Origin of the sequence: Paenibacillus sp. DP01 (assembly GCF_044784315.1) — a bacterium.
Lineage (GTDB): Bacteria > Bacillota > Bacilli > Paenibacillales > Paenibacillaceae > Paenibacillus > Paenibacillus polymyxa.
On the sequence record NZ_CP173059.1, the window covers coordinates 3,154,576 to 3,181,195 of the forward strand.

Consider the following 26,620-nt stretch of genomic DNA (forward strand, 5'->3'; position numbering starts at 1 on the left):
TGTATCGTATTACTATAGTCGTTCCCACATAAATGCTTCAGCCTGTATTGTACAACTGGTTAAGACATGGTATTCTTTATACAACATTAATCCAAGTGGAAAAGAGGGATTTGTGCATGGCAGAAATTTTTATACGCAATACGAATGAGCGAATTAGCGGTGAAGAGCGAGTACGTGAATTTTTGGAGAGCTACCAGGTATTGTATGAACACTGGGATGCTTCCAAGCTGCCAGGGGAGCTGCAAGAAAACTTTACTTTGACAGATGATCAAAAAGCCGCTGTTCTTAAAACATTTGAACCTGAAATCAAAGATTTAGCCGCACGTCGCGGATATAAAATCTGGGACGTCATCACTTTATCTGAAGCAACGCCGAATTTGGAGGAGCTGCTGGTCAAATTCGAGCAAATTCACACCCATACCGAGGATGAAATCCGCGCCATTGTTGCTGGTAAAGGGATTTTTATCATTAAAGGCTCTGAAGAGATCGGCTATTTTAATGTAGAGCTTTCACCAGGCGACGTTATTTCTGTTCCTGAAAATACACCGCACTTCTTCACTTTAATGGAAGATCAAAAGATCGTCGCAGTCCGCTTGTTCATCGAAGAAAATGGATGGATTGCTGAACCGTTCGAAGATCCAACATTCACTACAGCATAATTACGATGTATTGTGTCAATAAGAAAACTCCCTCTGCTCTGTAGCATATCGAGCGAAGGGAGTTTTCTTTATACTTGTTTAGAAGACTGTAGATTATTTACTTTAAAGATTGAATAATTCCATGCAACTCAGACAAATGCTTGATTTGGAACTTCGGCTTGATCTCTGTAGTATTGGTTTTATCGTTCCGATTCAACCACACCGAATGTACACCAGCTGACAAAGCCCCTTGAATATCAGTCGTCAGCTTATCTCCTACCATTAAAGCTTGTCCAGGTTCAATTCCTAGAAGTCCCAAAGCATGCTGGAATATAGAAGGATCAGGCTTGCCCCGACCAAAAGAACCTGAAATGACAACATGATCAAAAAAAGGAGCCAATTGAGGAACTCCATCCAGCTTCTCCTGTTGTAGATCAGGGGAACCATTTGTCAGCAATAGCAGCTTGTATTGTCCCTTCAATTGATCCAGAATTTCAAACGTTTCTTCATATACATGTGGACGTGCACGTCTTTCCGAAGCAAATTGGGCAGCCAACTTTTCCGCCAACTCCTCATTATCTATCCCCAGTTGCTGAAGCCCTCTGCGCCATGATTCCTTACGATAAACAGGAGCCAACTGTTCCAATTGGCGGAATTCAGGTTGCTCACCTGCTGTAAAATTCGCCCACAGTCCTTCAAACGGATTAATGCCAATCATTTGAGTAAAACTAAAGGTTTCATAGGATTCATACAAAGCGCGCGCTTCCTTGCGTACGGCTTCTTCCAGCGTTTTCGGATCAGCGCCTGTTTCTCGGGAGCCTGTTTGACATGCTGCATCAAATGCCTCTTCTACACTACGTTCATCCCACAGAAGGGTATCATCAAGATCAAACATTATCGCCTGAATCGTCATACGAATTATCCACTCTCTTTCCACTGTATATGTAAGCTTGTCTGTTTGGTCACGAATCAGATCATTATGTGTGCCCATATTAAGCAAGTGGCCGCACCATGTTATATGAAAAATAACATCATACGGCCTTACTTACAGAGCTACAGGCTAAATCGGTTATTTCTTATCTACCTGTATCTGATTGGATAGTGCAAATTTTTCAAGGCGCTCTGCGATGGCATTTGTATCATAGCGTCCCAGTGATTTTGTGAAAATAAAATTACCGCCCTTCCCTTTTCTTTCAACGGTAACGTAACCCTTTTCAATTTTGATGGCTTTCATGTCCCCTGCCGTCATCGGCCGTTCTCTGCCACCTTTTAACATATAAAGGGTATCTTTTCCCACTTTTAAATAAGGACGGCGAATGAAGAAGATAACAGCCAGCATCAAGTACAAGCCAAATACCAGCCAATCCATTCCCCGCATGCCGGTCTTAGTCAAAAAGTAACTCATAAGCATGTACAATACAGCAAGACCAGCCAGCATGATTGGCACAGTAATATTACGGCCACGGAAAATGTCCATTGCTGAACCTGCGCCGTTAATGGTTTGAATGCCTTGTTTCTTGCGCGTTTTATTTAAATGCGCTGTGTTTTTACGTACTTTTCTTTCAAATGATCGGGCCATCTCTCAATTCCCTTCCCAATAAATATTACATTAAAACAATTGCCTTAAAGCTGATCTATATAGATACCAAGAAAGATACCTAATAACAAAAGGCAAATGATGCAGGCTTTAGCAACATTAATGCTTCAGCCCGCCATTTCCCTTCGACGTATCATCGTCCACAAATTCAATGGTTTCAAGTTGCTGCCGAAAATTACGGCGAATGTTGCCCAAATAAATTTCCCGAAGGTTGGCGCGCTCCGTGGTTTCCTCTTCCGTCAATCCTTCGGCTTTTGCTTTGCGCGCTAATTCATTAATGCGCTGTACCAAACTGTCTATATCCAAATTGTGTCCCCTCCATAAAAGCAAAGATATAATACACTTTGACATGTAGAAAAGAGCTTGTCAAGGCTCCCTCATTGCGCTCCTTGACAAGCTCTATAGTCTTATAGATCAGAAGGGTGGGAGCTTAAGTACCTGACCTGCCTGCACCCCCCGATCCTCCAAATCGTTAATACGTACAATTCCTTCAATATATACCCGTGTATCCATTCGTTTCGGTTTATGATTCACGGCAATCTTCCATAACGTATCTCCAGGTTGTACAGTCAGCTTAATCATTTCTTCATTGGAAACTGGAGGTGCTGCAAAAACCGTAAGTACACCTGCCCCTGCAACCCAAACGATAATTACTAGAATAAGAAGCTTGAGTAAAAGAGTATTGGTAAGAGCCTGTAACAAACGTACCTTACCCTCTTTTCGGGTCTCCTGTAAATTCTCTAAATTCATCGGAAAAATACTTTGATAAGTGCTATATTTCATAATTGGCCGCGTCCTCCAAACGTTTGTTCTTATGTTTTTCACAATATAACACGAACGTTTGTTTTGTTCAATAGAAAAGAGAACAAAAGTTCGTGAATATTTTTAGGGATTATTTAGAACTTATGTTTGTACGAACGGAGGTTCTATGCTATAATTTTCCCAAACGTTACTAAATGGGGTTGATACGGTATGTCTAAGATTTCGAGCCGCCAGCAGGCCATTCTTGAATTTATCCGCAATGAAGTGCGTCTAAAGGGATACCCCCCTTCTGTGCGCGAAATAGGCGAGGCAGTCGGATTGGCCTCCAGTTCTACGGTTCACGGTCATTTGGATCGTTTGGAGAAAAAAGGACTCATTCGCCGCGATCCTACGAAACCACGGGCTATTGAATTACTCGGTCAAGACGAATCGGATAACAGCAACTTGATTAATTACTCCATTAGTCGTGTTCCCGTCGTCGGCAAAGTAACCGCTGGTCTTCCTATTACGGCGACAGAAAATATTGAAGATTACTTTCCTCTTCCCCAACACTTTGTTGGTGAGGATAAAATATTCATGTTATCTGTTGTAGGCGAAAGCATGATTGAAGCTGGTATTGCTAACGGAGACTATGTAATCGTACGTCAGCAGCAGACTGCTGATAACGGAGACATTGTAGTAGCTATGACAGATGAAGACGAGGCTACAGTTAAAACCTTTTACAAAGAAAAAGATCATATCCGGCTTCAACCTGAAAATCCAGCCTTTGAGCCACTTCGACTGACACACGTCAGCATATTGGGCAAGGTTGTTGGACTCTTCCGGGACTTCCACTGATTTATCGTGCTTTCTTCCCCGTTATACTACCACGAATATAAAACCGGCCGCCTAGGCGAGCCGGTTTTATATTTTTGTTATATTTACTATGTATGTGTCTCCAACTATTCTTTCCTTTTCAGCAACCTATATTGTCTCTACTATTATATCCGCCCCATATCCGAGATAGTTCCACTCTGATCTTAAACTGTTTACTTTTATTAGCTAAACAAATGGAAATTTGACACATATGAACCTACGGTGGCCTTCCTCTATAACGTAAAGTTGGGAAGGCGAACGCAGGCTAGCATGAGCTTTTTTTGTTAAACATTTAGGAACATAGGTACTAGCTTCTTTTTGTCTTTAGTAGATTTATGCTGATACATTACTAGCACAATTGACATATGTATATAGCAGACCTAAAGCAAAGGAGTTATGCAGATGATCAGAAATAGAGTTAAAACGTATAAGCATCGCATCGGGAAAAACAGATATCTGGTCGTTAAAGTCTTTCAAGCCGCAGCTGCTAAAACAGGAAGCGGAAATGCACTCGCAACTAACGCATTAAATATCAAAATTTCCAAGCGTAAGCATAAACATCATTAAGATTTAACCGTACCTTCATTTCTTTGAAGGGAGGTGATATTATGAGCAGAAGACACAGCAACCGTGAATTGAGAAGAAGAAGATTAAACATCCGTTCCAACCAAAGAGCCAATGCGCGTGCAAGAGGTAACGCACTGGCTGTTAATCTGTTTAGCGTGAATGATGGACAACGCAGACGTTAATAATTATTTTCAAGCAAAAAGCAGGAAGAATTCTTCCTGCTTTTTTTGTGTTAAATAATACACCAAACTACCAATCCCGCCAGTTATAGCTTCCTCAAACTTGTATCCGATTTTCATAACTTAAACATTTCTAGCTGTAAAACCATTCATTAGCTTAACATTGCTGCAATGGATTTGCTCTATTATTTAATTTAATACTTTTTTATAAGGTCCCACTTGCCCGCTTTTCTTTATAAATTTTATAAACAAGGCTCGAACAACAGGACCCATAACCAATAATTGTAATGGATAGGCCACAACAAAGTTCTTTATAAAAATTTCTAAATAGGCTTCAAATAATGAATGATCGCCAATACCCTGACTTAGAATTGAAGTTAATAAACCGTAGAAAGACATAGAACAGGCCATTCCGAACACCATACATGTTGAAATCGTGATAATTAAAAATATTTTTTTGGATTTATCAAAAGGTAGACTTAAAGCAACTTTTTTTGCTACAGGATCCACGATATATAAATCTAATATGAGCGCTATAATAAATCCAATTAGAAATTCAACAGCAATGGTAATCAAGCTAATTTTTCCAATCAATCCGTTAATCAAAAGATTATAGAAGGTCATAATAACGACCATTCCAAAACACATAATAACCCCAAAGTAAAAGCTTTCCTTTTTAGTTGTTGGCATTTAATTCAACCTTTCATTTTTGGATGTGATTATTTTAGCTGCAACCAAATTTTCATGTAAGTGAACTTTTTATGAACATATCGTAACAAACAAAGACAAGTAAGGAATATTCTTCACAACTAATGAACTATGTACAAAATCATTACACATTTATAGCATTAAATACAAATAATAAAAAATATCTCTATTACTTTGTATGGCTCCAATGGAGATTATGCTACCGCTACACTCGATGGAAGTTTTGAAGGCCCTACCCGTTGGCTTAGTGATGGCGTTTTTCCAGATTTCGAAACACTTTTCCCTTCTTAAGAACACTACTTTCAACAATTTTCTAAAAGACTCTGTCAATAGTTGATGAAGTCTTATTTTATATTGAAAAATCCCCACTACCTTAGCTGGTCGGCGGGGATTTCGCTTATTTATAGTATTTACTTATACTACACATTCTAATATTTGATTATAGCTGATCCTGCTTTAACCCACTCTTTGGATTCTAGTTGAATCCATCCATATACAGGTGAGTCAGAGTTGATTTTTTGTTTTATCAGTGAAAGGTTTTCATAGTTGCTGGAACTGTAAAGCGACCCTGTCTTTGGCGCAACTTTTACTGTCAGAATATTTTTTATATTTGGTTCTTCATCAGTACTAGTCCAGACTAATCGATTGTAATAATTAGTGTTAAACGGGTTTTCTAAACCACTAATCGAAAATTTCACTCTTTTCCCGACAATAGATACATCTGTATATGCTGTGTCATCTTTAAAAATTACTAATTGAGATGAAACTAATTCCTGATTTAAAGAGTTTGTATAGGTGTCATGGGTGACGCTTGCTACATCTGCCGAGGCTGATAGCGGGGACAAAACTGAAAATAAGAGAGCAATTGTGGAGAAACATAAAGTAGTTTTCCTTCCTAATTTCATACTCATTATTTTCATCCTTTCCTTCCTATTTATCTTCATCCATAAACATACGGCTTATTGATTGTCAAAGTAAGGGGAGCTTTGTCTGACATAAAAAATACACATTCGGGTAGATTTCATTATCCACTTCTACTCTATATCCAAACTCCTTACATGCGGGTCACTTCTTAAGGTTGTGATCCGTGGCGATGGAGTCCATTAAATTGCCTAAGCATTTGGTTAAAATTATGAAGCTCAGCATCTTCCCAGTCCGAAATTCGTTCATAGAAAACGGACTCTTTCTCCTTAAGCGCATCAATTAATTTTTGCTGTCCATGCTCAGTAAGAGATAATACAATTCCTCGTCCATCACTTCGGGAGGCCTCTCTGTTCAAATACCCCAAAGACTCAAGCTGTTTGACAAGACGACTCACTGAACTTCGATCCATCGCAGTTGATTCCGCTAAAGTGGCGGCATTTGTTGGGCCATAAGAATACAGCCAACGAACAATATGGAAGGCGGCAGGTTGTAAGGAGGAGTCAAATTTCGCAGCAGCTCTGACATTCAGGGCGTGTGAAGCGCTGATAAGTGCGTTAAGCTGCTCGCCCAACTCAATCTCCAATTTCCCCCTTGGTTCATTTTTAACTTCATTATATTTCATCTTCAATCACCTTTCTCTCGTTCAAAAAACCACAAGTCAAATTTGATTGACATATATCAACCAAATTATTATAGTGGACATATGTCAATCAAATATGCTAACTCACCGAATTGGCTACTCCAATAAAATTGTAACACATGAAGGAGAAATGACGAATGTCTAAAAATACTACTGTTGTCATAACAGGTGCCACCAGTGGTCTTGGACAACTAGTCGCAGTTGAATTGGGAAAACGCGGCTGCTTTGACCTTGTTTTGACTGCCAGGAGTAGGGAACGTGCTGAAGCTACAAGAAAACAGATTGAGCTGGTTAGCCCATCAGCGAAGGTTGACTTTTTTTATGGAGATTTATCGGTACTGAAGGATGTTAAACGAATCGGGGATGAGATAGCCGCCGCATACTCTAATATTGATGTGCTGTTAAACAATGCGGGTATCCATGCTTTTGAGCAACGCGTCACTCCCGAGGGGTTTCCTGAAATGGTTGCTATAAATTATTTATCGCCGTGGCTGTTAACATATACACTAAAACCGTGCCTGCAGAACGTAGGCAAGGCCAGAGTTGTCAATGTTGCCTCCGAAGCTTCACGCCATCATGGAGTTTTGAAGCTCCCCGAGGATTTAACGGATACAACTGCCTTTACCGCTCGTGGCTCATCGCCCATCTATGGAAAGACCAAATTATTGAATATTATGTTCACTGCTGAACTGGCAAGACGATGGTCGGATACGGGAATCAGCGTAAATGCACTAAATCCAGGATTCAATGTTACCGGATTGGGACGAGAACTTTGGTTTGCCCCTCTATTAGAACGATTGTTGAAAATCCTTCATCTTGGAGATCCGCGAAGAGGAGCAGATATCATCACCCGATTAATTGTAGATCCGGAATATCATAAAAAAACAGGTGGATACTTTAACGTCGGAACTGGGAAATCTATTCAACCAGTCTCACCTGGAGGAGATCCCAAGATGCAGCAAAAACTGTGGAAGGTCACAGAGGATTTGCTGGAACAGAAGGGATTCCTTCCATAAGAAATGATTGATGAAGGGATAAGACGGCAATGAATGAAGCATTAATCATCAATAATGCCAACCCCGCACTACATACAAGCATATCTTCAATCATTTGCTAAATCAATGAACGGAATGAGTCACCAAAAAGCAGCAGCGAACCCATTCAGCTTTGTGATTTCGTTCTTTATAACGTTGATAGCCCACGCGTTATCAGTCACTCTGATAAGTTCGTAAATTGGTCCACATAAAAATAAGCCTCAGATTAATCTGAGGCTCAGTGTTCCATACAGTACCTATTTACACTCCAGGCGGCGTAACACGATCTTTTGGGTCACGGCCCCAGCTTCACTATGATTACGGTATGCCTTGTGTCACTCTTGTCGCTTCATACAATATTTTAATTTCTCTATAGTAATCTATTTTTTGTCGTCTATTCTCCCGTATGCTTCTGCAGTTTCATCACCAGTAATAATATCCCCTCTCAGAATATTGGTATGATTAATCATTAAAAAACCTCATTTCATAGGAAGATATAATTTGTCATAACTTTGTGCCATCGAAATATTTATATGTATGCTTGAAAACTGATCACTTCAGCGACTCATTCGGCGCATAGTGTAACAATTCCTTTAACTAAAAAACTCTGCTAACCATAAGGCTAGCAGAGTTTTGTGCTTAAGCACCTCCAATTTGTACAAGGATCTGAATATGTTGCGTCAGGACGGGACCAGTTATAAAAAATAAAAAGCTACTCGCAACGATTAACAGTGCCATTTTTTTCAACATTGTCTAACCACACCTTTTCTAATAGTTTAAAATACTCTTCTCTGGTCTCTGGAGACGCATATGCTTGGAAATGTGCAAAGAGACCTGTGCAGTTTATGAAATATGTTTCATTGTTTAGTATATGTGCTTTTACCATTGCACATAATAATTGTTTAAAACCATCACTGTACTTCTTCCTATTTAAATTATAATAGGCCATTTCATAACAAAACAATGCAATATAGTCAGGTACCACTTGTTGGGTGTACATATCAGTAGATGTCGGGAGTTGAGTAGAGGCATCAATGTCTATTTTAAATTTTGTAAGTACACCATCTATATCCAAATTGTATCGGTTAGCTACTATAATAATGTTCAACAACTTTGAGAGCTTCTCACTTTCATTGGCGGTTGTTCCTATATATTCAACAAAATCTAGCAGCACACTAGTGTTTCCGGACATAAGTTTATTAACATAAGTATTACCTTCTGCCCAATGCTGAAACAAGCTAATCCAGTATTGGGTATCTTCGTCAGTCTCTTTGACCCAATCCAAATCTGTGTAGGCGTATGTATATTGTAAAGCTTGTTGATAGTCGCCTCGGGCTTCACAGACACTTGCACACAATAAATCGGCATAGGTAATGTACACAAACATGGGGCGAGTTAGCTTCTTAGTAGACTCAGTGCGTTCTCGGCTGCTCTGTTGATGTTTCAAAGTGTATTGGATTTCCGCTTTAGCTCTCATTTTTCTCGCTATTTCATCAACCTTATCCCATTTACGCAAAGACCTATACACATTAGCTAAGTCCTTCAATGCATCAAGTTGTTCTATTTCGTCTAGGCGCTCGACATAAGGCTCAAAAAGTATGGCTGCCCTAAGATTGCGGCTTTGATCGTCATCAATCTGAATCGTGAAAATCCGATATTGACAGATGGCCAAACGTTCAGAATGTTGATATTTCTCCACTTCTGCTACACTCTCATAGAGCAATAGTGCAGCATCATGTCGTTCCTGGGCTAATAATTCTTCTGCAATGTCAAATAGTTTGGGTGAGTAGAGTAGATTGTCCATGATAGCTCCCACCACTCGACGGATCGCATCCAGCTTGTCCAACTCTGCACAGCGATACAAAAATGGTTCGATTCTCCTCATATTGGGGGGAATGTCGATGATATAGTTTTCTACATATAAGTCGTAAAAATAGCCTTCTGGTAAACCCATAGCCTCTGTAATTCTATCAATTTGGTTAACAGACATAGAACTATTGCCTGTTACAATGCCACTAACTATTCCCCTATTAATGCCTGCAATATGCCCGAATTGCGTCAGGTTCAGACCCTCTTGTTTTAGGTATCTATCTAGTTCCGCCCGAATCGTAGGTGTATGCTTCATGCCATATCCACCCTTCACATAAAAATTCCAAAATTTTTATATTGTTGTAGTCTATTTTTCTCTAAAATTGACCATATGTCAATATATTATGCGAATAATGTAAGATTTCAATGTATAGTCCATGCTGTTCACTGACAGCAGAACCCAATAAGCGCAACAACCTATTATGGCAGGGTCCCCTAAGTACGCTGTAAAAACTTAGTTAACCAAAAGGAAGAGATTACTATGGCTACTGCCAAATAACCTATGCGCCATTGGGTTCAACTTTTACCATCTAAAAAAAGTGAAGTGTGTTGCCTAACAGTTTTTTCATAAAATTAAATCCAAAATGCTTTAGTAATTATAACCAAGAGGATAAAAACTTCTAATATATGTATAGCTGCGTTTTGTGACAGGGCATACAGACAAACAAAACAAAGGCTCAACCAGCTAAACCGGCAGAGCCTAATCACCTTTTTGCAAAAACTTCAAAAGCTTGTGCTATTAGAGTATCTTCTTTCCAACCGGATCACTTGCTTAACTCTCTGTTAATAAGGAATATGGGATATGCACCGTGAAAACGCCATGTTTAATAGTTCCTGGTTATAAACTAAATACTTACTGTTTTGGTCCAGCACCCAGTTGGCAAAACCTAAAGCTCTGGTGTAACTATCATAATCGTAGGGATTAATTTTAAACTCAAGAATATCCAGCATAATCTGGTTCTCTTCATCTGATAATTCCAAGCCTAACTTACTAAACTGTCTTTGACGAATTCTCCGAGCAGTAGCATCTTGTATAGCTCTATGCTGATTGGACACTTGTCCATTATGTTGACGATAATACAATACGTTTATGGGGATGTTCGCCATTTGTACTTGGAAAGCTAGTCGGTTCCACAACTCGTAATCTTCGGCATGGGGATAATTACTATCATATTGAATGCCAAGCCGACGGATCATGCTATTGCGCATGATTATAGCAGGATGGCAGATACAACAATGAAATAACAACCATGTTTTTATTTCGTCATGACTGGCCGGATTTACCTTTATTGATCCCCCACTAGATGAAGTAAAAGCAGCACCGCATACATCAATCAATGGATTTTGATCCATAAATGCGATTTGTACAGCTAGTCGATCTGGCGTAGAAATATCATCGCTATCCATACGAACGATATATTCACCATTGGCCTTTTTTAATCCTTCGTTTAAAGAAGCGATCAACCCTCGATTGGTATTATGGAAGATTTTTATCACTCTAGGGTCTGATATTTGTGAAATAAGAAAGGTAGATCCATCTGTCGAACCATCATCAATAACAATTAATTCAAAATCCGAATAAGTTTGAGCTAAAATACTGTGTATTGCCTCCAAGACAAAAGCTGCATTATTGTAAACTGGCAGTATGACCGAAGCTCGTGGCACAATATTCCCTCCATTTCATATTTTTCAAATGGAATCAGTATTAAAATCACAAAGCAGCTTCCCTATTTTTTTGATAATGGTTCCCTCTATATTCTCATGTTCTAAGATATGTTCTGAAATATATTTCGAAGCGGCTTCCCGGTAATATAATATGCCCTTTTGAAAATTTAGAAGCTTCCAGTCCTAGAAGCTAGTGCCATCAAAGATTGATTGGTTTGAATATCCCTGCTTCAAAGTCGGGCTAATTACTTCTTAGACGAAGTTGACAATATAAGTAATAAATTTGTACAATTAGGAAAAATATTTCACTTAGATTCCATTCTTCATCGGTAACAAACAAATATATCTAAGTGGAAAACGGACTGTGAGATTCAGCCTAAGATAATATCTGCATCTTAAAAAGGGAGATAGAATGATGGAACGAAATGTAACATCCGTAGAACACTACACTCCAATTTTGATTGTTGGTACGGGTATATCGGGGCTTGCTGTTGCTTATTATTTATCAAAAAACAATATCAAGTACACGATTACAACAAAAAAGAATGCGCCCAAACAGAGCAACTCCTTTCTTGCAGCCGCAAATACACGTGTTCCATCAGAGAATGATATTAATAATATTATTAATCTTACGGTTGATAAATGTGGAGCAGATCGATCGGTTATTGAAACGCTATATAGAAACTCCAACATAGTCATAAATTTTTTCGAGGAATTAGGAATCTCTTATGAGAAAACATCCTTTGGTATCATGCCTGAATGTTTGATTAAATCACAGGGAGGAAAGAAATTAATTAATTGTTTGTTACAACATATTGAACAACCGCTGTGTAATAAAATTTTGATTCATTTGGAAAAGTATAATGAAGGAATTATCGCATTATTTTATGACATCCAATTAGATCAATTTATCAGGATATATACTAATTATTTGGTATTAGCTACGGGAGGATATGCGGGGCAATTTAACTACAATGATAATTCACCGGGTTCGACTGGAGAAACGCTTATCTTAGCTAAAAAAATGGGTGCAAGATTAAAGGGAATGTCTACAGTGATGTCTCATCCTTGGTCAATATACAATGGAAGACAAATTTTATTGGGCGGAGTTGTTTCTTTAAGTCAAGGGAAAATAGTAGATGAGGAAGGAATTCAACTATTAAAAGATGAGTATATATGTGATGCCATTGCTCGAGATGATTACCATGAAATGATTGACGAGATTTTACATTTTGAACTCGATTGCATCAAGCAAAAAAAGGATATGTACTTGGATATGAGCCATGCTGATGAAAATATATTGAATGAAAGATTTAAAAAATATGGATTTAGCACTAATGTGGTTAAAAATAAAAGAATCAAAATTACACCAACAATGCACTATTCTTCAGGAGGAATCGAAATCAATGCGAATGCTGAAGTTATAAACTTGAATCGTGTTTTTGCTACTGGAGAAGCTCAATTTAATGGTGTTCTTGGTATGGGAAGAATCCCTGGGCAAGCATTTGCAGCGGGTATCGTTTTCGGTAAATTAATTGCTGACAAAATAGCTAATGAAGGTGTCTTCAATACTCAATACCCGATTACATTTAAAGATCCACCTGAAACTATGCAGCTGTACTCAAAAGAAAATAATGACTTTCCAATTGAAGAGTTTCAGAAAAAGTTGTCCACTCTAATGGTGGATCTGATCGCTCCCGATTCATCTGTGGTTTCTCGATCACTCCATAAAAGAGAAATACAAGAAAGTCAAAACATAATATTAAGTAGAGCAAGAGGATCAGGAAAACGATATGAGGATATTTTAACATTATTTTTTGGATATTTTGTTGCGTTAGAAATTATAGAAGATCTTGAAGAAAAGGCATTCGGTATAGGCTAATAAACCCTTCAGATGAGACAATCTCCCTTCCGATAAAACCCAATAAGCGCAAAACTATTATGGCAGAAATTCAGCGAGCACCCACCAAAAGAACAGCGAATGCTGTGGCTATTGCCAAATAGTTTATGCGCTTATTGGGATCAACCTTTTACAATCCATGAGTGAAGTGAAATTACCCAGCAGTTCTTTTCACAAATTAAACCCAAAGTGATTTAGTAATGATAACTAAGAGAATAAAGAGCACTAGAATTGCCGCTGTAGAAGTCCATACACCGCCGCCGCCATTACCTTCATATGCACCCATGCCTTTTAACCTCCTTTATCTGTCGTCACTTTAATATATGTAAAAATACATTCTGTGGTAGGGCATACTGGTAAATAAAAAACACCACACTAGCAGGACCAGCTAGAAGCTAGGGAAGGAAAGCATTGCTAGTTCACAGAAACATTTTTCCCCTATTTTGAATATATCCACTCTTATTCTCGTTTTCATTAATATTGGACGCAACCTCTCCGTTAGAGCAGGCACCAATGAGAATAGGTGCTTTATCCGGCTCGGTCGCTGCCTACTGTAGTTCCAATCCCCATAACGATCGTACCAATTAAAATCTTATGGACAACTTTAATTTTAAGACTCAGCATTCTGTGACTAAATTTCCACATACCCAACATCAATTAACCCCTCATTTTAAAATATTAGATTGCACTATACTTTGGTAATTGTAACTAGAATATAAAGTGGATATCATAGCGCATCTGAGTTGTTAAAGCTAGTCGAGAAGATGTTCAAATAAAACAAGCTCTACTGACCTTAATCGGTCGGCAGAGCTTGTTATCTAATCTGATTTCGGGCAGATTACTAAAGAAATAAGGGCATTGAACTTGAATGATGGGGTCTATATAATTTTCTTCGCAATATTAAACCCAGCACGATTTAAGGATGATAACCAAAAGGATATAGAGCACCAAAATTGCCGCTGTAGAAGTCCACACACCACCTGCACATCCACTCATAGCTTAGCCCTCCTTTAATTGTTTTCACCTTAATATATGTATAGCTACGACTCTGTGACCGGGCATTCAGTTAAACAGAAAATATACCCAACCAGGCGAATCCAGTGAAAATGAAGTTGTAGACTAGGCATCGGCGTCAAAGTAACTGGCAAGTTAGTAGGTGAATTGTAAATTGACTCACGTTACATCGCGTGTTAGTATGTTTTTAGCCAATAACTGAATAAAAACGTTTTCTAGGGTTCCGCAATCACAAGATTGGTCTGGTCCGAGAGAAAACGCACAGCCATATGGCTGTGACACGGAGGGATAAAAGCCTGGGAGATAAACGCATTGTGCGGTTTATTTCCCAGGCTTTTATCTTTTTTCTTTTATGGCCCAATTTTTAATAAAAAGTTTAAGGAGGAGTGTGTTATGAACAAAACGTGGATTTCAGTCATTGTGGCGGCTATATTCGAGGTTGCTTGGGTTAGTGGGTTAAAGCATGCGGATAGTTTTTGGGAATGGAGTGGTACAGTAGTCGCTATTTACATCAGCTTTTATTTGATGATCAAGGCGGCTCGTTCATTAGCGGTTGGAACTGTATACGCTGTATTTGTCGGACTAGGAACGGCAGGAACTGTAGTAGCTGAAATCCTATTGTTTGGCGCAGACATAAGTGTTTCGAAAGTAGCTTTGATCGGGCTGCTGCTTATTGGAGTGATTGGTCTGAAAATGCTTAGTAAGAAGAAAGAGGAGGTAAGTGGACTATGAATTGGGTGTATTTGATCTTAGCAGGGATTTTTGAAATGATCGGGGTTTTGCTTATAAACAAGTTCAATCAAGCCCGCAGTTGGAAATCGCTGACTCTTTTGATTACTGGTTTTGGCCTAAGTTTTATATTTTTGTCGTTGGCAATGCAAACACTCCCGATGGGAACGGCTTACGCTGTATGGACTGGAATTGGCGCTTCTGGAGGTGCTATCCTCGGCATGATCTTTTATAACGAGCCACGCGGATTAATGCGTATTTTGTGTATAGGGTTGGTCCTTAGCTCTGCTGTAGGGCTGAAACTAGCCAGTTAAAAATATATATTGGTGTAGCTCTAAAGGTCGTTTCCTGAGCAAACTAACGATGAATGTTAACTTTGAAAAAGCTACGGCAGTCTGGGACTTTATTTCCTTGTCCATGGCTGCCGTTGAAATAAAATTCTACCATATTTGCTTATGCTCCCCTCTACTTTTCCATTAATTTATTGAATATCTCTCTATCTTTGGAAGTAAATTCGGAAATCCATTGCTTTTGCTCATACGTGTTGGTACTTGAATCCAATTTAATGAAGCTATTTTCACCAACCACATATACAATATTTTTTCTATTTTATAAGACCGAACGTTATCAACAGTATTTTCCAGTGGGTCCCATAATCCATTACCTTCGAGTCTTATTGACATGACATGTATGTAGCCTCCTGATGTGTTATGCGCAAGTTATATTTTGAGTACAAAAAATAAACTCTGGATCATTGGAGGTTTAATTCCGTATAATGCCTATTTTCAGACGAGGAAATGTAATGATCTTTTGGTCACCATCCCAGCCTCCCATGATTACAATATAGAGCGTATCCGTCTTCGTTGGTTGTAGCGTTCGATATCAGGTAACAAAACATTCAACCTCTTCTGTTACCCGCGTTTCTGTATACTATACAGATCAGAACAATGAACGACGAAAGCGGACACAACTATTATGCAGCATTAGCGGAATAGAGAGTTGCCAAAGTTACACTAAACTTTTGCAGAAGTTTACGATGGCGCACGATAAGCCATGGAAAGAATATGGGGGCGATATTCCTGAGCCAGTAGAATAAGACAAGAACAGCAGTAAATTTAATGTGTGTATTCCTAAAAGCCTACGTCGTCATTGCCAAAAGAAATTACCGAAAATTCTCTCTTGAACCAGGATTACCAGTTCGATCCCCCCATTAACCCAGCCTAAACAGACGCATCGCAGTTCGCTCCAACCTCAAACGGCAGGTCATTCACCGCATTGGTGCCCAGATGCCAAAGGCTGAGAGTAGCTGCGAGTTCCCAAAAAAACAGTTATCAATAAAGCGTACAATCGCAACACGTTAGATCCATTTAAACTAATCAGGAAATTATCCAAGTAGGAGGAAATAACCATGGCATTTGAAGGTTATGGAGAAGACAAGCGAGAACATTGGTTTGACTGGCCGTTCCCCTTATCGGTATCAATACTGTATGTGGATGCAGATGTAGATGAAACAGAAACGAAATGGTATCTGATTGACGAACAAGAAAAACACTTGATCCGAATTAGGGATGAAAAGCAAATTGAACTGCTTCATCATTGCATGTATGGAGTCTTGTTAAATGACGAGAAGATCAACTGGATTATTAATAAAAATGGCGGTAGATTTACCTATCACGATAGTGTGCAAGATTTTATCAAATTCCAGAAAGACTACCTTGATACACTATAAGAGGCGTGAACAGTTAAAGCTCTACCGACCCATTAAGGTTAGCAGAGCTTTCTTTTACTTTAGAATCCACCTATTTGTACAAAGGTCTGAACAAGCTGATCATGATTGTGAGCGGGTACGGTTATAAAAAACAAAAAGCTACTCGCAACGATTAACAATGCCATTCTTTTCAACATTACTTAACCACACCTTTTCAATAAGATTGTGAAACTCCATTTTGACTTCAGGAGTCGCATGGACTTGAAAACGCACAAACAGGCCCATACAATTTATAAAGTAAGTTTCATTATTTATTATATGTGACTTTAGCATTGCATACATCAATTGTTTGAAGCCATCATTGTAGTTTCCTCGCTGTAAATAATAATGAGCAATTTCGTAACCAAACCACGCGAAATAGTCTGGCATTACTTGTTGAGTATACATATCATCAGATGTGGGCTGTTCAGAAAACGAATGAATCTCCGCTTCAAAACGAGAAATGACATCATTCACATCTATTCCATATCGGTTAGCCGCTATCATAACGTTCAACAGCTTTGAGAGCTTCTCATTTTCATTATTGGTTGATGTGGCTGCTATATATTCAACATAGGCCGGTAGCACACTAACATCTCCAGACAGAAGCATATTTACATACGTATTACCTTCTGCCCACTGACTGAACAAGTTTACCCAGTATTGAGTATCTTCGTCAGTCTCTTTGACCCAGTCTAATTCCGCATAGGCGTATGTATATTGTAGAGCTTGTTGATAATCGCCTTGGGCTTCACAAACACTTGCACACAACAAATCGGCGTAAGCAATATATCCAAATAGTGGGCCCTTTGTCTCCTTTTCAAGCTCTTGAGAATTTCGTTTTGCCTGATGTTTTATGGAATATTGAACTTCCGCTTTCCCTCTCATTTGCCGTGCCATTTCCTCAACCTTGTCCCATTTACGTAAAGACCTGTACACGTTTGCCAAATCCTTCAATGCGTCAAGCTGCTCTATTTCGTCCAGACGCTCAATATAAGGTTCAAATAGTATGGCTGCTCTTAGATTACGGTTTTGGTCCTCACCAATTTGAATCGTGAAAATACGATATTGGCAAACTGCCAAACGCTCAGAATGTTGGTATTTCTCCGCTTCAGCTACACTCTCATAGAGCAGCAGTGCAGCCGCATGTCGTCCCTGTGCCAATAATTCCTCCGCAATGTCAAAAAGTTTGGGCGAGTAGAGTAGATTGTCCATGATGGTTCCCACTACTCGACGGATCGCACCCAACTTGTCCAACTCTGCACAACGATACAAAAATGGCTCGATTCGTCTCATATTCGGGGACGTGTCGATGATGTAGTTTTCTATAAATAAGTCGTAAAAGCAGCCCGCTGTTAAACCCATAGCCTCAGTCATTAGGTCAAGCTGATTAACAGACATAGACTTATTACCTGTCACAATGGCACTTACTATTCCCCTATTAATGCCTGCGATATGCCCAAATTGCGCTATGCTCAAACCTTCTTGTTGCAGGTATCTGTCTAATTCCGCCCGAATCGTAGGTGTATGCTTCATGCCATAGCCACCCTTCGCTTGAATATTCCATATTTTTTAAAAACATACTTCATTTTTCACCATAATTAACCATATGTCAATATATTATTCGACTAATATAAACATTCAATTTTTCGCATGAAATGAAATAAAAAACTCATCGCATGTCTCAAATAATAGCATTCCACCAACTATAAACGTAAAAATACCCCACTGGCTTTGGCTAGTAGGGTTTCACCGATACTTTCGGATTGCATAACGGGATTCTGTAAATACAATACATTAAATTATCATGATGCATTAGAATTTTGAATAGAAAAATACCGCATTTTCATCTTTGTATTTTGAGTTTGAATAAAGCATAGTGTCCACTGCTCCAATATCAAACCCATTTTTCAAATAAAATCGGCAAGCGAGTAAATTAATATCCTGCGTCTCAAGCGTAAATCCCTGCATTCCTTTTTGTAATGCCCACTCTCTTGCCTTGTTTAACAAGGCAGTTCCAATTCCTTTTCCTCTGCTACTTTCTAATACAATAAGCCTGTCAATAGAAGCAAATTTAGTTTCCTCTACTGTCCCCAGTCTTATATGTCCCAAGCATTTCCTTCCGGAATAGTATAAGAAAGCAATACTGTCATTGCTATTAATATATTCATCAAGATCTTCGTGTTCCGGGTATTTTGACTCATAAGGTTGCTCATAAAGTTCTTCATGATAACTCCATATGCCATTTTCTAGTTTGGGGATAAGTCTCCCTATGACCATAAAAGGTTGATCTTTGCATTCGTAATCATCCTTGTTATCGAATGTCATTTCAACAATTTCAATTCCTCTAATTTGCTCCAAAATATCTCTCCTTAATGCTGGACTTTAATACTTGATTGGATTCAATTATAGCATGTCTGTCTCGAATATAATTTCAGTTTACTTCATTCCATTCGCCTATTCATATTCCCTCCTGCTAGACATATATGTATACTTCCCCAAACGCAAAAAACACTCACTCGCTTGAGCCATAGGGTGTCATCGATGCTGTCGGGGTTGCTCTGTATCCGTCGCGTCAAGTATAATCCGATTGGACTATTTTGTGAATATTAATAGAAGATCTTCTCCTGGTCATATGTACTTTTGATAAATTCACTGATTGCCTGCTAATTGAGTTTGAAGTTTTCTACAAGGAAACAGAATTACTACCTGGTCACAAAGTCCAGACATTTGAATTCCGTGATCATGGTTTACTATTTGAATAGGCTAAAACGAAAACCATCCAGCTTAACAAAAAAGGAGCGATGATTATGAATTTAGAAAGATTCCTAGAAATACATCGCAGGAACATACAAGACAAATTACAAGAGGAACGGCCACGAACTGATGAACAAAAGCAAATAGTGGTAGCATTGTATATCGCCGAAGCGCTGAATCACCTTCGTAATAACCTGACAATGGAAGAAGTCTTGGGACTAACGGAGATATATAGAGATTACCGCCAAACCAGTGCAATGAAGTGATAACATTAAAAAGCTCTGCTAACCTTAATGGGTCGGCAGAGCTTTTAATTTATTTAGAGTATTCACTTACTTCAAACATTAGGATACGATCATACAACATGTAGTCCTTACGGCTACTGAATGGACCTTTATTGTTATCATGTTTATTGATTGCATAGGATGCTGATCCAGAACCAGCTTGTTTGCCTTCGTACCATGCAATAAAGTCATTGACCTCTTGCATACTCAAATCGAATTCTTTCTCCAAGCCAGTTGTCATGGTGACAACAAGGATTGCACGGTCCCCGTTTGGAGTCGGTTCCTCTGTTCCTGGGTTAGGAGTGGAACTTGATACTTTAGACATCATCTCTAATTCGCCAAGAGTTATATACTGACTTCCATTGTTCGCTGTAATATTAATTCTATAGTCCTTGTATGAATTAGAGTTAGAAAAAGTGAATTTTTTTGGAGTGCTATCTACCCATTCAGTGATATTTGATTGAGTGTCTAGCACGTTCCAAGTAATCCCATCATTTGAGCCTTCAAAAGTCCAATCTTTAGGAGCTCGGTCGGTTGCCGTTGTCTGTGGATATATAACGTATTGTTCAATAACTTCAGGTTTAAGAAAGTCATATCTTAACCATGCAGTAGTTTCATTAGATCCCCAAGCACTAGAGATAGTAGCAAAATCTCCGTCAAAAGATCTATATGCGTATGAAAATTCATTGCTCGCACTAGCTACTCCAGATGGCAAAGTGTTAGATGTCATTTTGGGAATTAAATTTTCTGAATACTCTACTTCAGCTGCAAAGACATTTGACAAGGGAAGCGATAAAAGAACTAAAAATAGAATTGTTATACATGCTTTCTTCATTAAATAATCCTCCAATATGTTTAATAGAACTAAGAATAATTTAATTGAGGAAATGTGTCTAAACATAAACTTGCTTATCTATAAATATGTTCTATATTTTTGCATATTTTTTTTTTATTGGGTATTAAAAAAACTCATGCCAGTGCTATACTGGTTGAGTCCTTGTTTTTATTTCACGATAAACCTTACTTTAGTTCCATCAGCACCTGCGTCACCTTCTGCACACATGCCATTGGCGATACTTTCCTACTGTTTAGATACATTGGCTTCGCTAAGGAACGAACTTACTCTAAGCACTTTGGAAGAGAATATTTTATTAGTATCTAGGCTAAATAGTAAAAAAAAGAATACTGGATGCCCGTATTCAAGAAGTACTCGATATCCTTGTAGAACAGTACACTGAGGATTACCAAATCAAGGATTTGGCTCGTGGAGTCCGCCTTTCCCTTTCAAGAATTCCCCATCTATTTAAGCAACAATCTGGAAAACTTCTGCAATATACTTTTCGCCCCATCACTGAAATTCCACTTGATGTGGGTTTCCAGTCCTCTAATTTTTTTTCAAAACAGTTTGCATCTTTTTATGATCTATCTCTTTCAAATTACCGCAAATTGCATCGGGATAACTACTAATCTTCGTGCAATTCTTTCACACAGTAAATAAAGATACACCCCTTAGAGTGGAGATTAGAAGCATCATTGCTCACTCTAAGAGATGTGGAATACATGATGGGCTCACTTGAAGAAGGCGGAATATAAATTTAGTTTCACCCTAGTCAGTCCATTTCATATTTATTTAGTAACAATAGGAGTTCCAGTCCTACTGCTCATTTTTTTAAATAGTAAGATGGCAAGAAGTAAAGCAATGCTTACAGCGGCAAAACCCAGCCAATTCAAAAACAGGACAGATATACGACTAATGACAATCCCGCCTAATCCAGATCCCAGTGCAAAACCAAATTGGATGAACGAAGTATTTACGCTAAGGGTAATGTCCGGATTTCGAGGCGCTAGAGTAACTAGATATAGTTGCTGGGCGGGGGAAATACTCCACGTTGCTAACATAAAAATCATTAAAACCAAGATTAATACCAAGATATTGACACCCGCTAGAGCGAATAAAAGAAGAGTCGCCCCTTGTAACAGGAGTCCGAAACAAATTGTAAATTTCGATCCTTTTGCATCTGCCAATTGTCCGCCCACTCTTGATCCAACAAAGCTGCAAATTCCCGCCAGGAATAGAACACCGCTAATTTCGGTTATGGAAAGAGAGGATGTGGCTTGCAAGAAAGGCGTAATATAGGTGAACAGTGTAGAATAGCCGCCGATATAAAGTAAAGTAATAACCAAAGCAGTCAGAATTGTTGAATTCCTTAAAATGGAGAGCTGCATTCTGAGGGTAACCTTTTCTTTTTCTTTGATTGCCGGCACCTTTTTATAGATGATAAGTAAAGGAAGAACACTTAACAAACCGATTAAAATAAATAGAACTCTCCATCCAAACATCTCACTAAAAAATGTGCCAATGGGAACCCCGAGCACTAGCGAACTGCTAAGCCCCATCAAAATGATACCGATGGCATTCCCCCTTTTTTCTTTTTCAACGAGTCGTGTCGCTACTGCCATGGCTACCACCGTAGTAATTCCTCCGCTAGCTCCTTGAATCATTCGTACCCATAGTACTGTTTCGTAAGCAAGATCTACAAACATAAGTCCGTTGCTGGCAATAAACACACTAAGGGTGGCCATCAGTAGCTTCTTGCGATCTGCATTTATCGTTAATGCAATCAAAATCGGAGCGATAATAGCTGCTGCGAGAGCAAACACAGTCACCAGTAACCCAGCTTCGGAAGTAGATACTCCTAAGTCCATAGCAATCATTTCAATGACTCCTGTGATAATGTATTCAATGGTTCCGATCAGAAAAACAGCCAGTGCCAGGACATAGATGATCAGTTTATTTTTCAATTCACTCCACTCCTTCTCCAGTTATTTATTTATAATTGGAATTTGTATTTCCATGAATTGTGCATCTTGTTCTGGAGATAATGGTAAATATATTTCCCTACCAGATTCGTTTTCCTTGATCTGATAGTTATTTTTCTCAATCCACGTAGCTAAATGGACACAGGCTGTACAAGCAAAGTTAGAATTTGAACGAAAAGCCATTGTGGCCATCATCGGCTCAGGAGGAAGAGTCCGTAGCCGAAATGGGTCTGGAGATAATAGCAACTCACAGGTTAAAAAGTAACCGACTTCAAACTCGAACTCATCCTCTTTTCCGTCTATTTCTTTCCACAAAACAACCTGCGGACCTTGAGTCAACTGGCGAATTTCCTTTGTTAATAACTGATTAAATTTACGAAACAGGTCTGGAATGTCCTCTTCTCTCCCGCATGCTTTCTGAAAAAGAAACTGCCTGGCACCTTCTGCTTTGACTCTGATTTCTTGCCCTGTTTCGACTTGCCCCTCTTTTTCTATAAGCTGCATACGTTCCTCAATCCTGACAAGTTTGGCTTGTTCCGTATCGATGATTTGCTGGATTTCGCTTCTTTTCAGCTTAAACATCCCTTGAATATTCTCCAATGTAATATCTTCGTGGAGCAACTGTGTAATTTGTGGCAAAGTGAAACCCAATTCCTTATAGAATAGGATTCGGTTGAGCTCAAGAAGCTGATCTGCGGAATAGAAACGGTAGCCAGTATCGCGATCCACCTTTCTCGGCTTCAGTATGCCAATCTGGTCATAATAGCGAAGAGTTTTTAAAGAGACCTTGCTTAGCCTGGAAAACTCACTGATTTTAAACAAAATATCATCTCCAATCTATAACATAATGGGAGTATACAGTTTCCCGTGCAGGGGAAAGTCAAGGGTGTGAATGTTTCTCCTTTTCATATCTAAGATCGATTGCCTTCCTTGTCTCAACCTATGTTGGTGTAAAAGGTCGGAACCACCGTGGACCTGCACCACCTGAAAACCTTTTATACACTTGCTTCCACTCTTTTAAAAATACAATTAATCCTCTTGCGATTTCTTTTATCATACGATACCTTCATAGTATTTAAACACAACACCTGATCCATCAACAAAGCCCGATCCGTCTACAACACCTGGATCATCGGATACAGATAGATCATCGCAACCAACTGGTGATCGCGCTATTTTGACTGTAACAATGGATAATGGATTTGATAAAGAATTCGATTTGAGTAAAAAAGAATTGAACGCCTTCATCGCTTGGTATGACGCTAAAGATGCAGGTAGAGGCCCTTCATTCTTTGCCATTGATAAGCACAATAATAACAAAGGACTCCATACTGGTTACATACCAGCGGAATCCTTTCTCACATTTGCTCTAAATTCAAATTGATTAACGAAAAAAGCTCTCCCACCAATTAAGGGGATTAATTCACTTGCTGGCTTGAACAAACACATATTTAACTTTCCGCATCAAATGGCCAGAAGGACAAGTTGTATTCCTAGAGTAATTTAGAGGTTTCCAGGCTGTGAATCAGCTACTCCCCATGTTTCTCCGTCAACTTTATAATCGCTGCCTCTCCACTGAAGTATGTAGTCTCCAGAACGCAATCCGTCGCTAAAACCTTGGTCTGTAGATTTCCAAGTCACTGTGTCGTGAGGAACGATTATTAAACTTTCAATATATAGTTTGTTTGAACCGCTGTGAGTTAAACTTACTCTTACTGGATGATCAGAGTGATTCTTCATACAAAGTTTAACATGCCCCCATCCTTTAGGGACACTAAAGGCTTCTTTTACAGTTGCGCTTCCACCCGATCTTTGAGAAATTATATTGTTTCCACTAGTTTTACTGGGTGAAGCTGGAACTGCACCTACCGTAGTTGCTATAGATAAAGATAAAATCAAGAACTGAAATATTCTTTTTTTCATCATTTTCCCCTCCTATTTTTGATATGCTCTACCTTAAAGTGACACCATCTACAATCTGGTAGGTCCTTTCACTTCTACTCTAAATTCAAACTATTACGAAAGAAACACAATCCATTAATCTTAACCGACTCCAGTGTAAACTTCTCCACCGTAGTCCACAATATTTATCAAACCCTCTCCCAACGGCTGTACTACATATACTCTTACTATCCTAATGCAGCTGTAAATAGTTCTATACCCGGCTTTAACATTTTATATGTATGGTTCATACTGATCACCTCAGATAGTTATTCTGCCGTATGTGTGGTAATTCCTGCACTAAAGAAAGCTCTACCAACCATAAGGTTAGCAGAGCTTTAGCTTTAAAATCCTCCAATGGTAACGTTAGGCTGAATACTATGGTGATGGTTAAAGGCTTGATCCGGCACAGTAACAATCAACAAAAAGCTAGCCGCAATGATTAGAAGTACCACTTTTTTGAACATTGTTTTCCCACACCCTTTCAATAAGATTGAAATACTCAGCTTTAGTTTCAGGAACCGCATGGGCTTGAAAACGAACAAACAACCCCATGCAGTTTATAAAGTAAGTTTCATTATTTATTATATGTGACTTTACCATTGCATTCATCAAATATTTAAAGCCATCAATGTACTTCCCTCGATGTAAAAAATAAAAACCTAACTCATAACCAAACCACGCGATATAATCCGGTATCACTTGTCTGGTGTACATATCATCTGATGATAGTTGTTGTGAAAAAGTCCCGATAAGGGTTTCAAATCGTTTTAGTATATCGTCTACATCTATGCTATATTGGTTTGCGGCAATTATAACATTAAGCAGTTTTGATATCTTTTCATTTTCGTTAGTCTCTGATGTCGCTACAATATATTCAACATAATCATGCAGTACATTTATATCTCCAGATAAAAGCTTATATACGTAAGTATTACCTTCTGCCCACTGACTGAACAAGTTCATCCAGTGCTTAGTATCCTCGTCGTCCTCTTTAACCCAGTCTAAATCAGCATAGGCATATGTATATTGTAAAGCTTGCTGATAATCGCCCCGGGCTTCACAAACACTGGCACACAATAGATCAGCATAAGCAATGTATCCAAATAACGGTCCTCTTGTTTTCTTTTCTAGCGTTCCATCTTTGTGTTGCTCGTTATGGACAAACGAGTATTGGATTACAGCTTTAGCTCTCATTTGCCTTGCCATTTCGTCTACCTTGTCCCATTTACGCAAAGACCTGTACACGTTAGCTAAATCCTTCAGCGCGTCAAGCTGTTCTATTTCATCTAAGCGTTCGACAAAAGCCTCAAAAACGGCTGCTACCCTAACATTTTGGCTTTGATCGTCCCCAATCTGAATCGTGAATATACGATATTGGCAGACTGCCAAACGTTCAGAATGTTGATATCTCTCCGCTTCAGCTACCCCTTCATAGAGCAGCAATGCAGCCTTATGTCGTCCCTGTACCAATAATTCCTCTGCATTTTCAAATAGCTTGGGTGAATAAAGTAGATTGTCCATGATGGCTCCCACCACTCGACGGATCGCATCCAACTTGTCCAACTCCGCACAACGAAACAAAAACGGTTCGATTCGCCTCATATTGGGTGGATGGTCGATGATGTAGTTTTCTATAAATAGATCATAAAAGTGACCTTCTGGTAAACCCATAGCCTCAGTGATTAAGTCAAGCTGGTTAACAGACATAGACTTATTCCCTGAAACAATGGCGCTTACCGCTCCCCTATTCATGCCTGCTATATGTCCAAACTCCGTCATGCTCAAACCTTCTTGTTGTAGGTATCTGTCTAATTCTGCTCTAATCGTAGGTGTATGCTTCATGTCATATCCACCCTTCATACAGAAATTCCAAAACTTATATATTATTGCATTCTATTGTTGTTCATAATTTAACAGTTGTCAATAAGTTTTGAAATATTTGTCATGCAATACTTAAAAGAATTATATATTTTCGAATATTAATTTT

Annotated in this window: 29 protein-coding genes, 1 pseudogene and 1 riboswitch; of the genes and pseudogenes, 11 read left to right on the forward strand and 19 right to left on the reverse strand. The window is 38.9% G+C overall.

Translation table 11 applies throughout. The annotated features are described in order from the left end of the window. Positions 1-116 precede the first annotated feature (116 nt). Positions 117-659, forward strand: a complete 543-nt coding sequence (locus ACH59B_RS13785; protein WP_045244485.1) for a cupin domain-containing protein — start codon at positions 117-119, stop codon at positions 657-659. A 97-nt stretch (positions 660-756) separates the two neighbouring features. Here ACH59B_RS13785 and ACH59B_RS13790 read toward each other — a convergent pair whose 3' ends face one another. The 4 genes from ACH59B_RS13790 to ACH59B_RS13805 form a co-directional block, all read right to left on the reverse strand. Continuing rightward, positions 757-1,551: an HAD family hydrolase gene (locus tag ACH59B_RS13790; protein WP_180986866.1), complete on the reverse strand. Its 795-nt coding sequence runs from the start codon at positions 1,549-1,551 to the stop codon at positions 757-759. A gap of 156 nt (positions 1,552-1,707) precedes the next feature. Next, positions 1,708-2,217, reverse strand: a complete 510-nt coding sequence (locus ACH59B_RS13795) for a hypothetical protein (RefSeq protein ID WP_045244484.1) — start codon at positions 2,215-2,217, stop codon at positions 1,708-1,710. 117 nt (positions 2,218-2,334) lie between these two features. After that, positions 2,335-2,541, reverse strand: coding sequence for a DUF896 domain-containing protein (locus ACH59B_RS13800; RefSeq protein WP_016821948.1), 207 nt, complete (start codon positions 2,539-2,541; stop codon positions 2,335-2,337). Between the two features lie 108 nt (positions 2,542-2,649). Continuing rightward, positions 2,650-3,018, reverse strand: a complete 369-nt coding sequence (locus ACH59B_RS13805; RefSeq protein WP_045244483.1) for a LysM peptidoglycan-binding domain-containing protein — start codon at positions 3,016-3,018, stop codon at positions 2,650-2,652. A gap of 189 nt (positions 3,019-3,207) precedes the next feature. Between ACH59B_RS13805 and lexA the strand changes: the two genes are divergently transcribed. From lexA to ACH59B_RS13820, 3 genes are all read left to right on the forward strand, one after another. Continuing rightward, positions 3,208-3,834 carry a transcriptional repressor LexA gene (lexA, locus tag ACH59B_RS13810; protein WP_013310545.1) on the forward strand — a complete coding sequence of 209 codons (627 nt, stop codon included), beginning with the start codon at positions 3,208-3,210 and terminating at the stop codon, positions 3,832-3,834. Between the two features lie 420 nt (positions 3,835-4,254). Next, positions 4,255-4,419: a hypothetical protein gene (locus tag ACH59B_RS13815; RefSeq protein ID WP_016821950.1), complete on the forward strand. Its 165-nt coding sequence runs from the start codon at positions 4,255-4,257 to the stop codon at positions 4,417-4,419. Between the two features lie 41 nt (positions 4,420-4,460). Then, a complete protein-coding gene (locus ACH59B_RS13820; protein WP_162835279.1) occupies positions 4,461-4,601 on the forward strand; it encodes a hypothetical protein in 141 nt (46 codons plus the stop codon). A gap of 186 nt (positions 4,602-4,787) precedes the next feature. Here ACH59B_RS13820 and ACH59B_RS13825 read toward each other — a convergent pair whose 3' ends face one another. From ACH59B_RS13825 to ACH59B_RS13835, 3 genes are all read right to left on the reverse strand, one after another. Then, positions 4,788-5,288: a DUF2798 domain-containing protein gene (locus ACH59B_RS13825; protein WP_167438454.1), complete on the reverse strand. Its 501-nt coding sequence runs from the start codon at positions 5,286-5,288 to the stop codon at positions 4,788-4,790. Between the two features lie 446 nt (positions 5,289-5,734). After that, positions 5,735-6,217 (reverse strand): hypothetical protein, encoded by a 483-nt coding sequence (locus ACH59B_RS13830; RefSeq protein ID WP_228552592.1) that lies wholly within the window; start codon positions 6,215-6,217, stop codon positions 5,735-5,737. Between the two features lie 161 nt (positions 6,218-6,378). Further along, entirely contained in the window at positions 6,379-6,852 is a 474-nt protein-coding gene (locus ACH59B_RS13835; protein WP_167438453.1) for a MarR family winged helix-turn-helix transcriptional regulator, read from the reverse strand. Positions 6,853-7,007: 155 nt separating this feature from the next. Between ACH59B_RS13835 and ACH59B_RS13840 the strand changes: the two genes are divergently transcribed. After that, the gene (locus ACH59B_RS13840) at positions 7,008-7,886 is read left to right on the forward strand and encodes an SDR family NAD(P)-dependent oxidoreductase (protein WP_117289553.1); all 879 of its coding nucleotides are present in this window, start codon (positions 7,008-7,010) and stop codon (positions 7,884-7,886) included. Between the two features lie 730 nt (positions 7,887-8,616). Here ACH59B_RS13840 and ACH59B_RS13845 read toward each other — a convergent pair. After that, entirely contained in the window at positions 8,617-10,029 is a 1,413-nt protein-coding gene (locus tag ACH59B_RS13845) for a helix-turn-helix transcriptional regulator (protein ID WP_016821956.1), read from the reverse strand. Positions 10,030-10,556: 527 nt separating this feature from the next. Further along, the gene (locus ACH59B_RS13850) at positions 10,557-11,438 is read right to left on the reverse strand and encodes a glycosyltransferase (protein WP_044788167.1); all 882 of its coding nucleotides are present in this window, start codon (positions 11,436-11,438) and stop codon (positions 10,557-10,559) included. Between the two features lie 412 nt (positions 11,439-11,850). Here ACH59B_RS13850 and ACH59B_RS13855 point away from each other — a divergent pair, with 412 nt between their 5' ends. Continuing rightward, positions 11,851-13,320, forward strand: a complete 1,470-nt coding sequence (locus ACH59B_RS13855; RefSeq protein ID WP_242210995.1) for an FAD-binding protein — start codon at positions 11,851-11,853, stop codon at positions 13,318-13,320. 196 nt (positions 13,321-13,516) lie between these two features. On the opposite strand, the gene ACH59B_RS13860 is transcribed toward ACH59B_RS13855, so the two are convergent. The 3 genes from ACH59B_RS13860 to ACH59B_RS13870 form a co-directional block, all read right to left on the reverse strand. Continuing rightward, positions 13,517-13,624: a hypothetical protein gene (locus ACH59B_RS13860; RefSeq protein WP_016821960.1), complete on the reverse strand. Its 108-nt coding sequence runs from the start codon at positions 13,622-13,624 to the stop codon at positions 13,517-13,519. Between the two features lie 242 nt (positions 13,625-13,866). Continuing rightward, complete coding sequence (locus ACH59B_RS13865) at positions 13,867-13,992, reverse strand: hypothetical protein (RefSeq protein ID WP_257125939.1); 126 nt, start codon at positions 13,990-13,992, stop codon at positions 13,867-13,869. A 246-nt stretch (positions 13,993-14,238) separates the two neighbouring features. Beyond that, complete coding sequence (locus ACH59B_RS13870; protein ID WP_016821962.1) at positions 14,239-14,334, reverse strand: hypothetical protein; 96 nt, start codon at positions 14,332-14,334, stop codon at positions 14,239-14,241. 222 nt (positions 14,335-14,556) lie between these two features. Continuing rightward, a riboswitch (guanidine-I (ykkC/yxkD leader) is annotated at positions 14,557-14,657 on the forward strand. Between the two features lie 88 nt (positions 14,658-14,745). On the opposite strand from ACH59B_RS13870, the gene ACH59B_RS13875 reads away from it, so the two are divergent. From ACH59B_RS13875 to ACH59B_RS13885, 3 genes are all read left to right on the forward strand, one after another. After that, entirely contained in the window at positions 14,746-15,084 is a 339-nt protein-coding gene (locus ACH59B_RS13875) for a multidrug efflux SMR transporter (RefSeq protein ID WP_016821963.1), read from the forward strand. Beyond that, a complete protein-coding gene (locus ACH59B_RS13880) occupies positions 15,081-15,395 on the forward strand; it encodes a multidrug efflux SMR transporter (RefSeq protein ID WP_031461602.1) in 315 nt (104 codons plus the stop codon). The genes ACH59B_RS13875 and ACH59B_RS13880 overlap by 4 nt, the downstream gene beginning before the upstream one ends. Positions 15,396-16,489: 1,094 nt before the next feature. Then, on the forward strand, positions 16,490-16,810 hold the full coding sequence (locus ACH59B_RS13885; RefSeq protein ID WP_016821966.1) for a hypothetical protein: 321 nt from the start codon (positions 16,490-16,492) through the stop codon (positions 16,808-16,810). Positions 16,811-16,948: 138 nt separating this feature from the next. Here the strand turns inward: ACH59B_RS13885 and ACH59B_RS13890 are convergent, their stop codons facing one another. Next, entirely contained in the window at positions 16,949-18,364 is a 1,416-nt protein-coding gene (locus ACH59B_RS13890) for a helix-turn-helix transcriptional regulator (protein ID WP_017427692.1), read from the reverse strand. A gap of 279 nt (positions 18,365-18,643) precedes the next feature. Next, the gene (locus ACH59B_RS13895; RefSeq protein ID WP_017427691.1) at positions 18,644-19,189 is read right to left on the reverse strand and encodes a GNAT family N-acetyltransferase; all 546 of its coding nucleotides are present in this window, start codon (positions 19,187-19,189) and stop codon (positions 18,644-18,646) included. Positions 19,190-19,638: 449 nt separating this feature from the next. On the opposite strand from ACH59B_RS13895, the gene ACH59B_RS13900 reads away from it, so the two are divergent. Next, positions 19,639-19,851 (forward strand): hypothetical protein, encoded by a 213-nt coding sequence (locus ACH59B_RS13900; protein ID WP_017427690.1) that lies wholly within the window; start codon positions 19,639-19,641, stop codon positions 19,849-19,851. 49 nt (positions 19,852-19,900) lie between these two features. Here ACH59B_RS13900 and ACH59B_RS13905 read toward each other — a convergent pair whose 3' ends face one another. The 3 genes from ACH59B_RS13905 to ACH59B_RS13915 form a co-directional block, all read right to left on the reverse strand. Continuing rightward, on the reverse strand, positions 19,901-20,704 hold the full coding sequence (locus ACH59B_RS13905; protein ID WP_045244480.1) for a discoidin domain-containing protein: 804 nt from the start codon (positions 20,702-20,704) through the stop codon (positions 19,901-19,903). A gap of 791 nt (positions 20,705-21,495) precedes the next feature. Continuing rightward, on the reverse strand, positions 21,496-22,671 hold the full coding sequence (locus ACH59B_RS13910) for an MFS transporter (RefSeq protein ID WP_017427688.1): 1,176 nt from the start codon (positions 22,669-22,671) through the stop codon (positions 21,496-21,498). 21 nt (positions 22,672-22,692) lie between these two features. Continuing rightward, positions 22,693-23,511 (reverse strand): MerR family transcriptional regulator, encoded by an 819-nt coding sequence (locus ACH59B_RS13915; RefSeq protein WP_017427687.1) that lies wholly within the window; start codon positions 23,509-23,511, stop codon positions 22,693-22,695. 256 nt (positions 23,512-23,767) lie between these two features. Here ACH59B_RS13915 and ACH59B_RS13920 point away from each other — a divergent pair. Next, positions 23,768-24,073 (forward strand): annotated as a pseudogene (locus ACH59B_RS13920) (hypothetical protein); the annotation flags it as partial. 119 nt (positions 24,074-24,192) lie between these two features. Here ACH59B_RS13920 and ACH59B_RS13925 read toward each other — a convergent pair. Both ACH59B_RS13925 and ACH59B_RS13930 read right to left on the reverse strand, forming a co-directional pair. Next, the gene (locus ACH59B_RS13925) at positions 24,193-24,615 is read right to left on the reverse strand and encodes a hypothetical protein (RefSeq protein ID WP_044788171.1); all 423 of its coding nucleotides are present in this window, start codon (positions 24,613-24,615) and stop codon (positions 24,193-24,195) included. A 444-nt stretch (positions 24,616-25,059) separates the two neighbouring features. Further along, complete coding sequence (locus tag ACH59B_RS13930; RefSeq protein WP_404301852.1) at positions 25,060-26,475, reverse strand: transcriptional regulator; 1,416 nt, start codon at positions 26,473-26,475, stop codon at positions 25,060-25,062. Positions 26,476-26,620 lie beyond the last annotated feature (145 nt).

Coding starts and splice junctions, on each gene's coding strand:
- ACH59B_RS13785 (WP_045244485.1), top strand. CDS start 117: ATGGCAGAAATTTTTATACGCAATACGAATGAGCGAATTAGCGGTGAA.
- ACH59B_RS13790 (WP_180986866.1), bottom strand. CDS start 1,551: ATGACGATTCAGGCGATAATGTTTGATCTTGATGATACCCTTCTGTGG.
- ACH59B_RS13795 (WP_045244484.1), bottom strand. CDS start 2,217: ATGGCCCGATCATTTGAAAGAAAAGTACGTAAAAACACAGCGCATTTA.
- ACH59B_RS13805 (WP_045244483.1), bottom strand. CDS start 3,018: ATGAAATATAGCACTTATCAAAGTATTTTTCCGATGAATTTAGAGAAT.
- lexA (WP_013310545.1), top strand. CDS start 3,208: ATGTCTAAGATTTCGAGCCGCCAGCAGGCCATTCTTGAATTTATCCGC.
- ACH59B_RS13815 (WP_016821950.1), top strand. CDS start 4,255: ATGATCAGAAATAGAGTTAAAACGTATAAGCATCGCATCGGGAAAAAC.
- ACH59B_RS13820 (WP_162835279.1), top strand. CDS start 4,461: ATGAGCAGAAGACACAGCAACCGTGAATTGAGAAGAAGAAGATTAAAC.
- ACH59B_RS13825 (WP_167438454.1), bottom strand. CDS start 5,288: ATGCCAACAACTAAAAAGGAAAGCTTTTACTTTGGGGTTATTATGTGT.
- ACH59B_RS13830 (WP_228552592.1), bottom strand. CDS start 6,217: ATGAGTATGAAATTAGGAAGGAAAACTACTTTATGTTTCTCCACAATT.
- ACH59B_RS13835 (WP_167438453.1), bottom strand. CDS start 6,852: ATGAAATATAATGAAGTTAAAAATGAACCAAGGGGGAAATTGGAGATT.
- ACH59B_RS13840 (WP_117289553.1), top strand. CDS start 7,008: ATGTCTAAAAATACTACTGTTGTCATAACAGGTGCCACCAGTGGTCTT.
- ACH59B_RS13845 (WP_016821956.1), bottom strand. CDS start 10,029: ATGAAGCATACACCTACGATTCGGGCGGAACTAGATAGATACCTAAAA.
- ACH59B_RS13855 (WP_242210995.1), top strand. CDS start 11,851: ATGATGGAACGAAATGTAACATCCGTAGAACACTACACTCCAATTTTG.
- ACH59B_RS13860 (WP_016821960.1), bottom strand. CDS start 13,624: ATGGGTGCATATGAAGGTAATGGCGGCGGCGGTGTATGGACTTCTACA.
- ACH59B_RS13865 (WP_257125939.1), bottom strand. CDS start 13,992: ATGTTGGGTATGTGGAAATTTAGTCACAGAATGCTGAGTCTTAAAATT.
- ACH59B_RS13870 (WP_016821962.1), bottom strand. CDS start 14,334: ATGAGTGGATGTGCAGGTGGTGTGTGGACTTCTACAGCGGCAATTTTG.
- ACH59B_RS13875 (WP_016821963.1), top strand. CDS start 14,746: ATGAACAAAACGTGGATTTCAGTCATTGTGGCGGCTATATTCGAGGTT.
- ACH59B_RS13880 (WP_031461602.1), top strand. CDS start 15,081: ATGAATTGGGTGTATTTGATCTTAGCAGGGATTTTTGAAATGATCGGG.
- ACH59B_RS13885 (WP_016821966.1), top strand. CDS start 16,490: ATGGCATTTGAAGGTTATGGAGAAGACAAGCGAGAACATTGGTTTGAC.
- ACH59B_RS13890 (WP_017427692.1), bottom strand. CDS start 18,364: ATGAAGCATACACCTACGATTCGGGCGGAATTAGACAGATACCTGCAA.
- ACH59B_RS13900 (WP_017427690.1), top strand. CDS start 19,639: ATGAATTTAGAAAGATTCCTAGAAATACATCGCAGGAACATACAAGAC.
- ACH59B_RS13905 (WP_045244480.1), bottom strand. CDS start 20,704: ATGAAGAAAGCATGTATAACAATTCTATTTTTAGTTCTTTTATCGCTT.
- ACH59B_RS13925 (WP_044788171.1), bottom strand. CDS start 24,615: ATGATGAAAAAAAGAATATTTCAGTTCTTGATTTTATCTTTATCTATA.
- ACH59B_RS13930 (WP_404301852.1), bottom strand. CDS start 26,475: ATGAAGCATACACCTACGATTAGAGCAGAATTAGACAGATACCTACAA.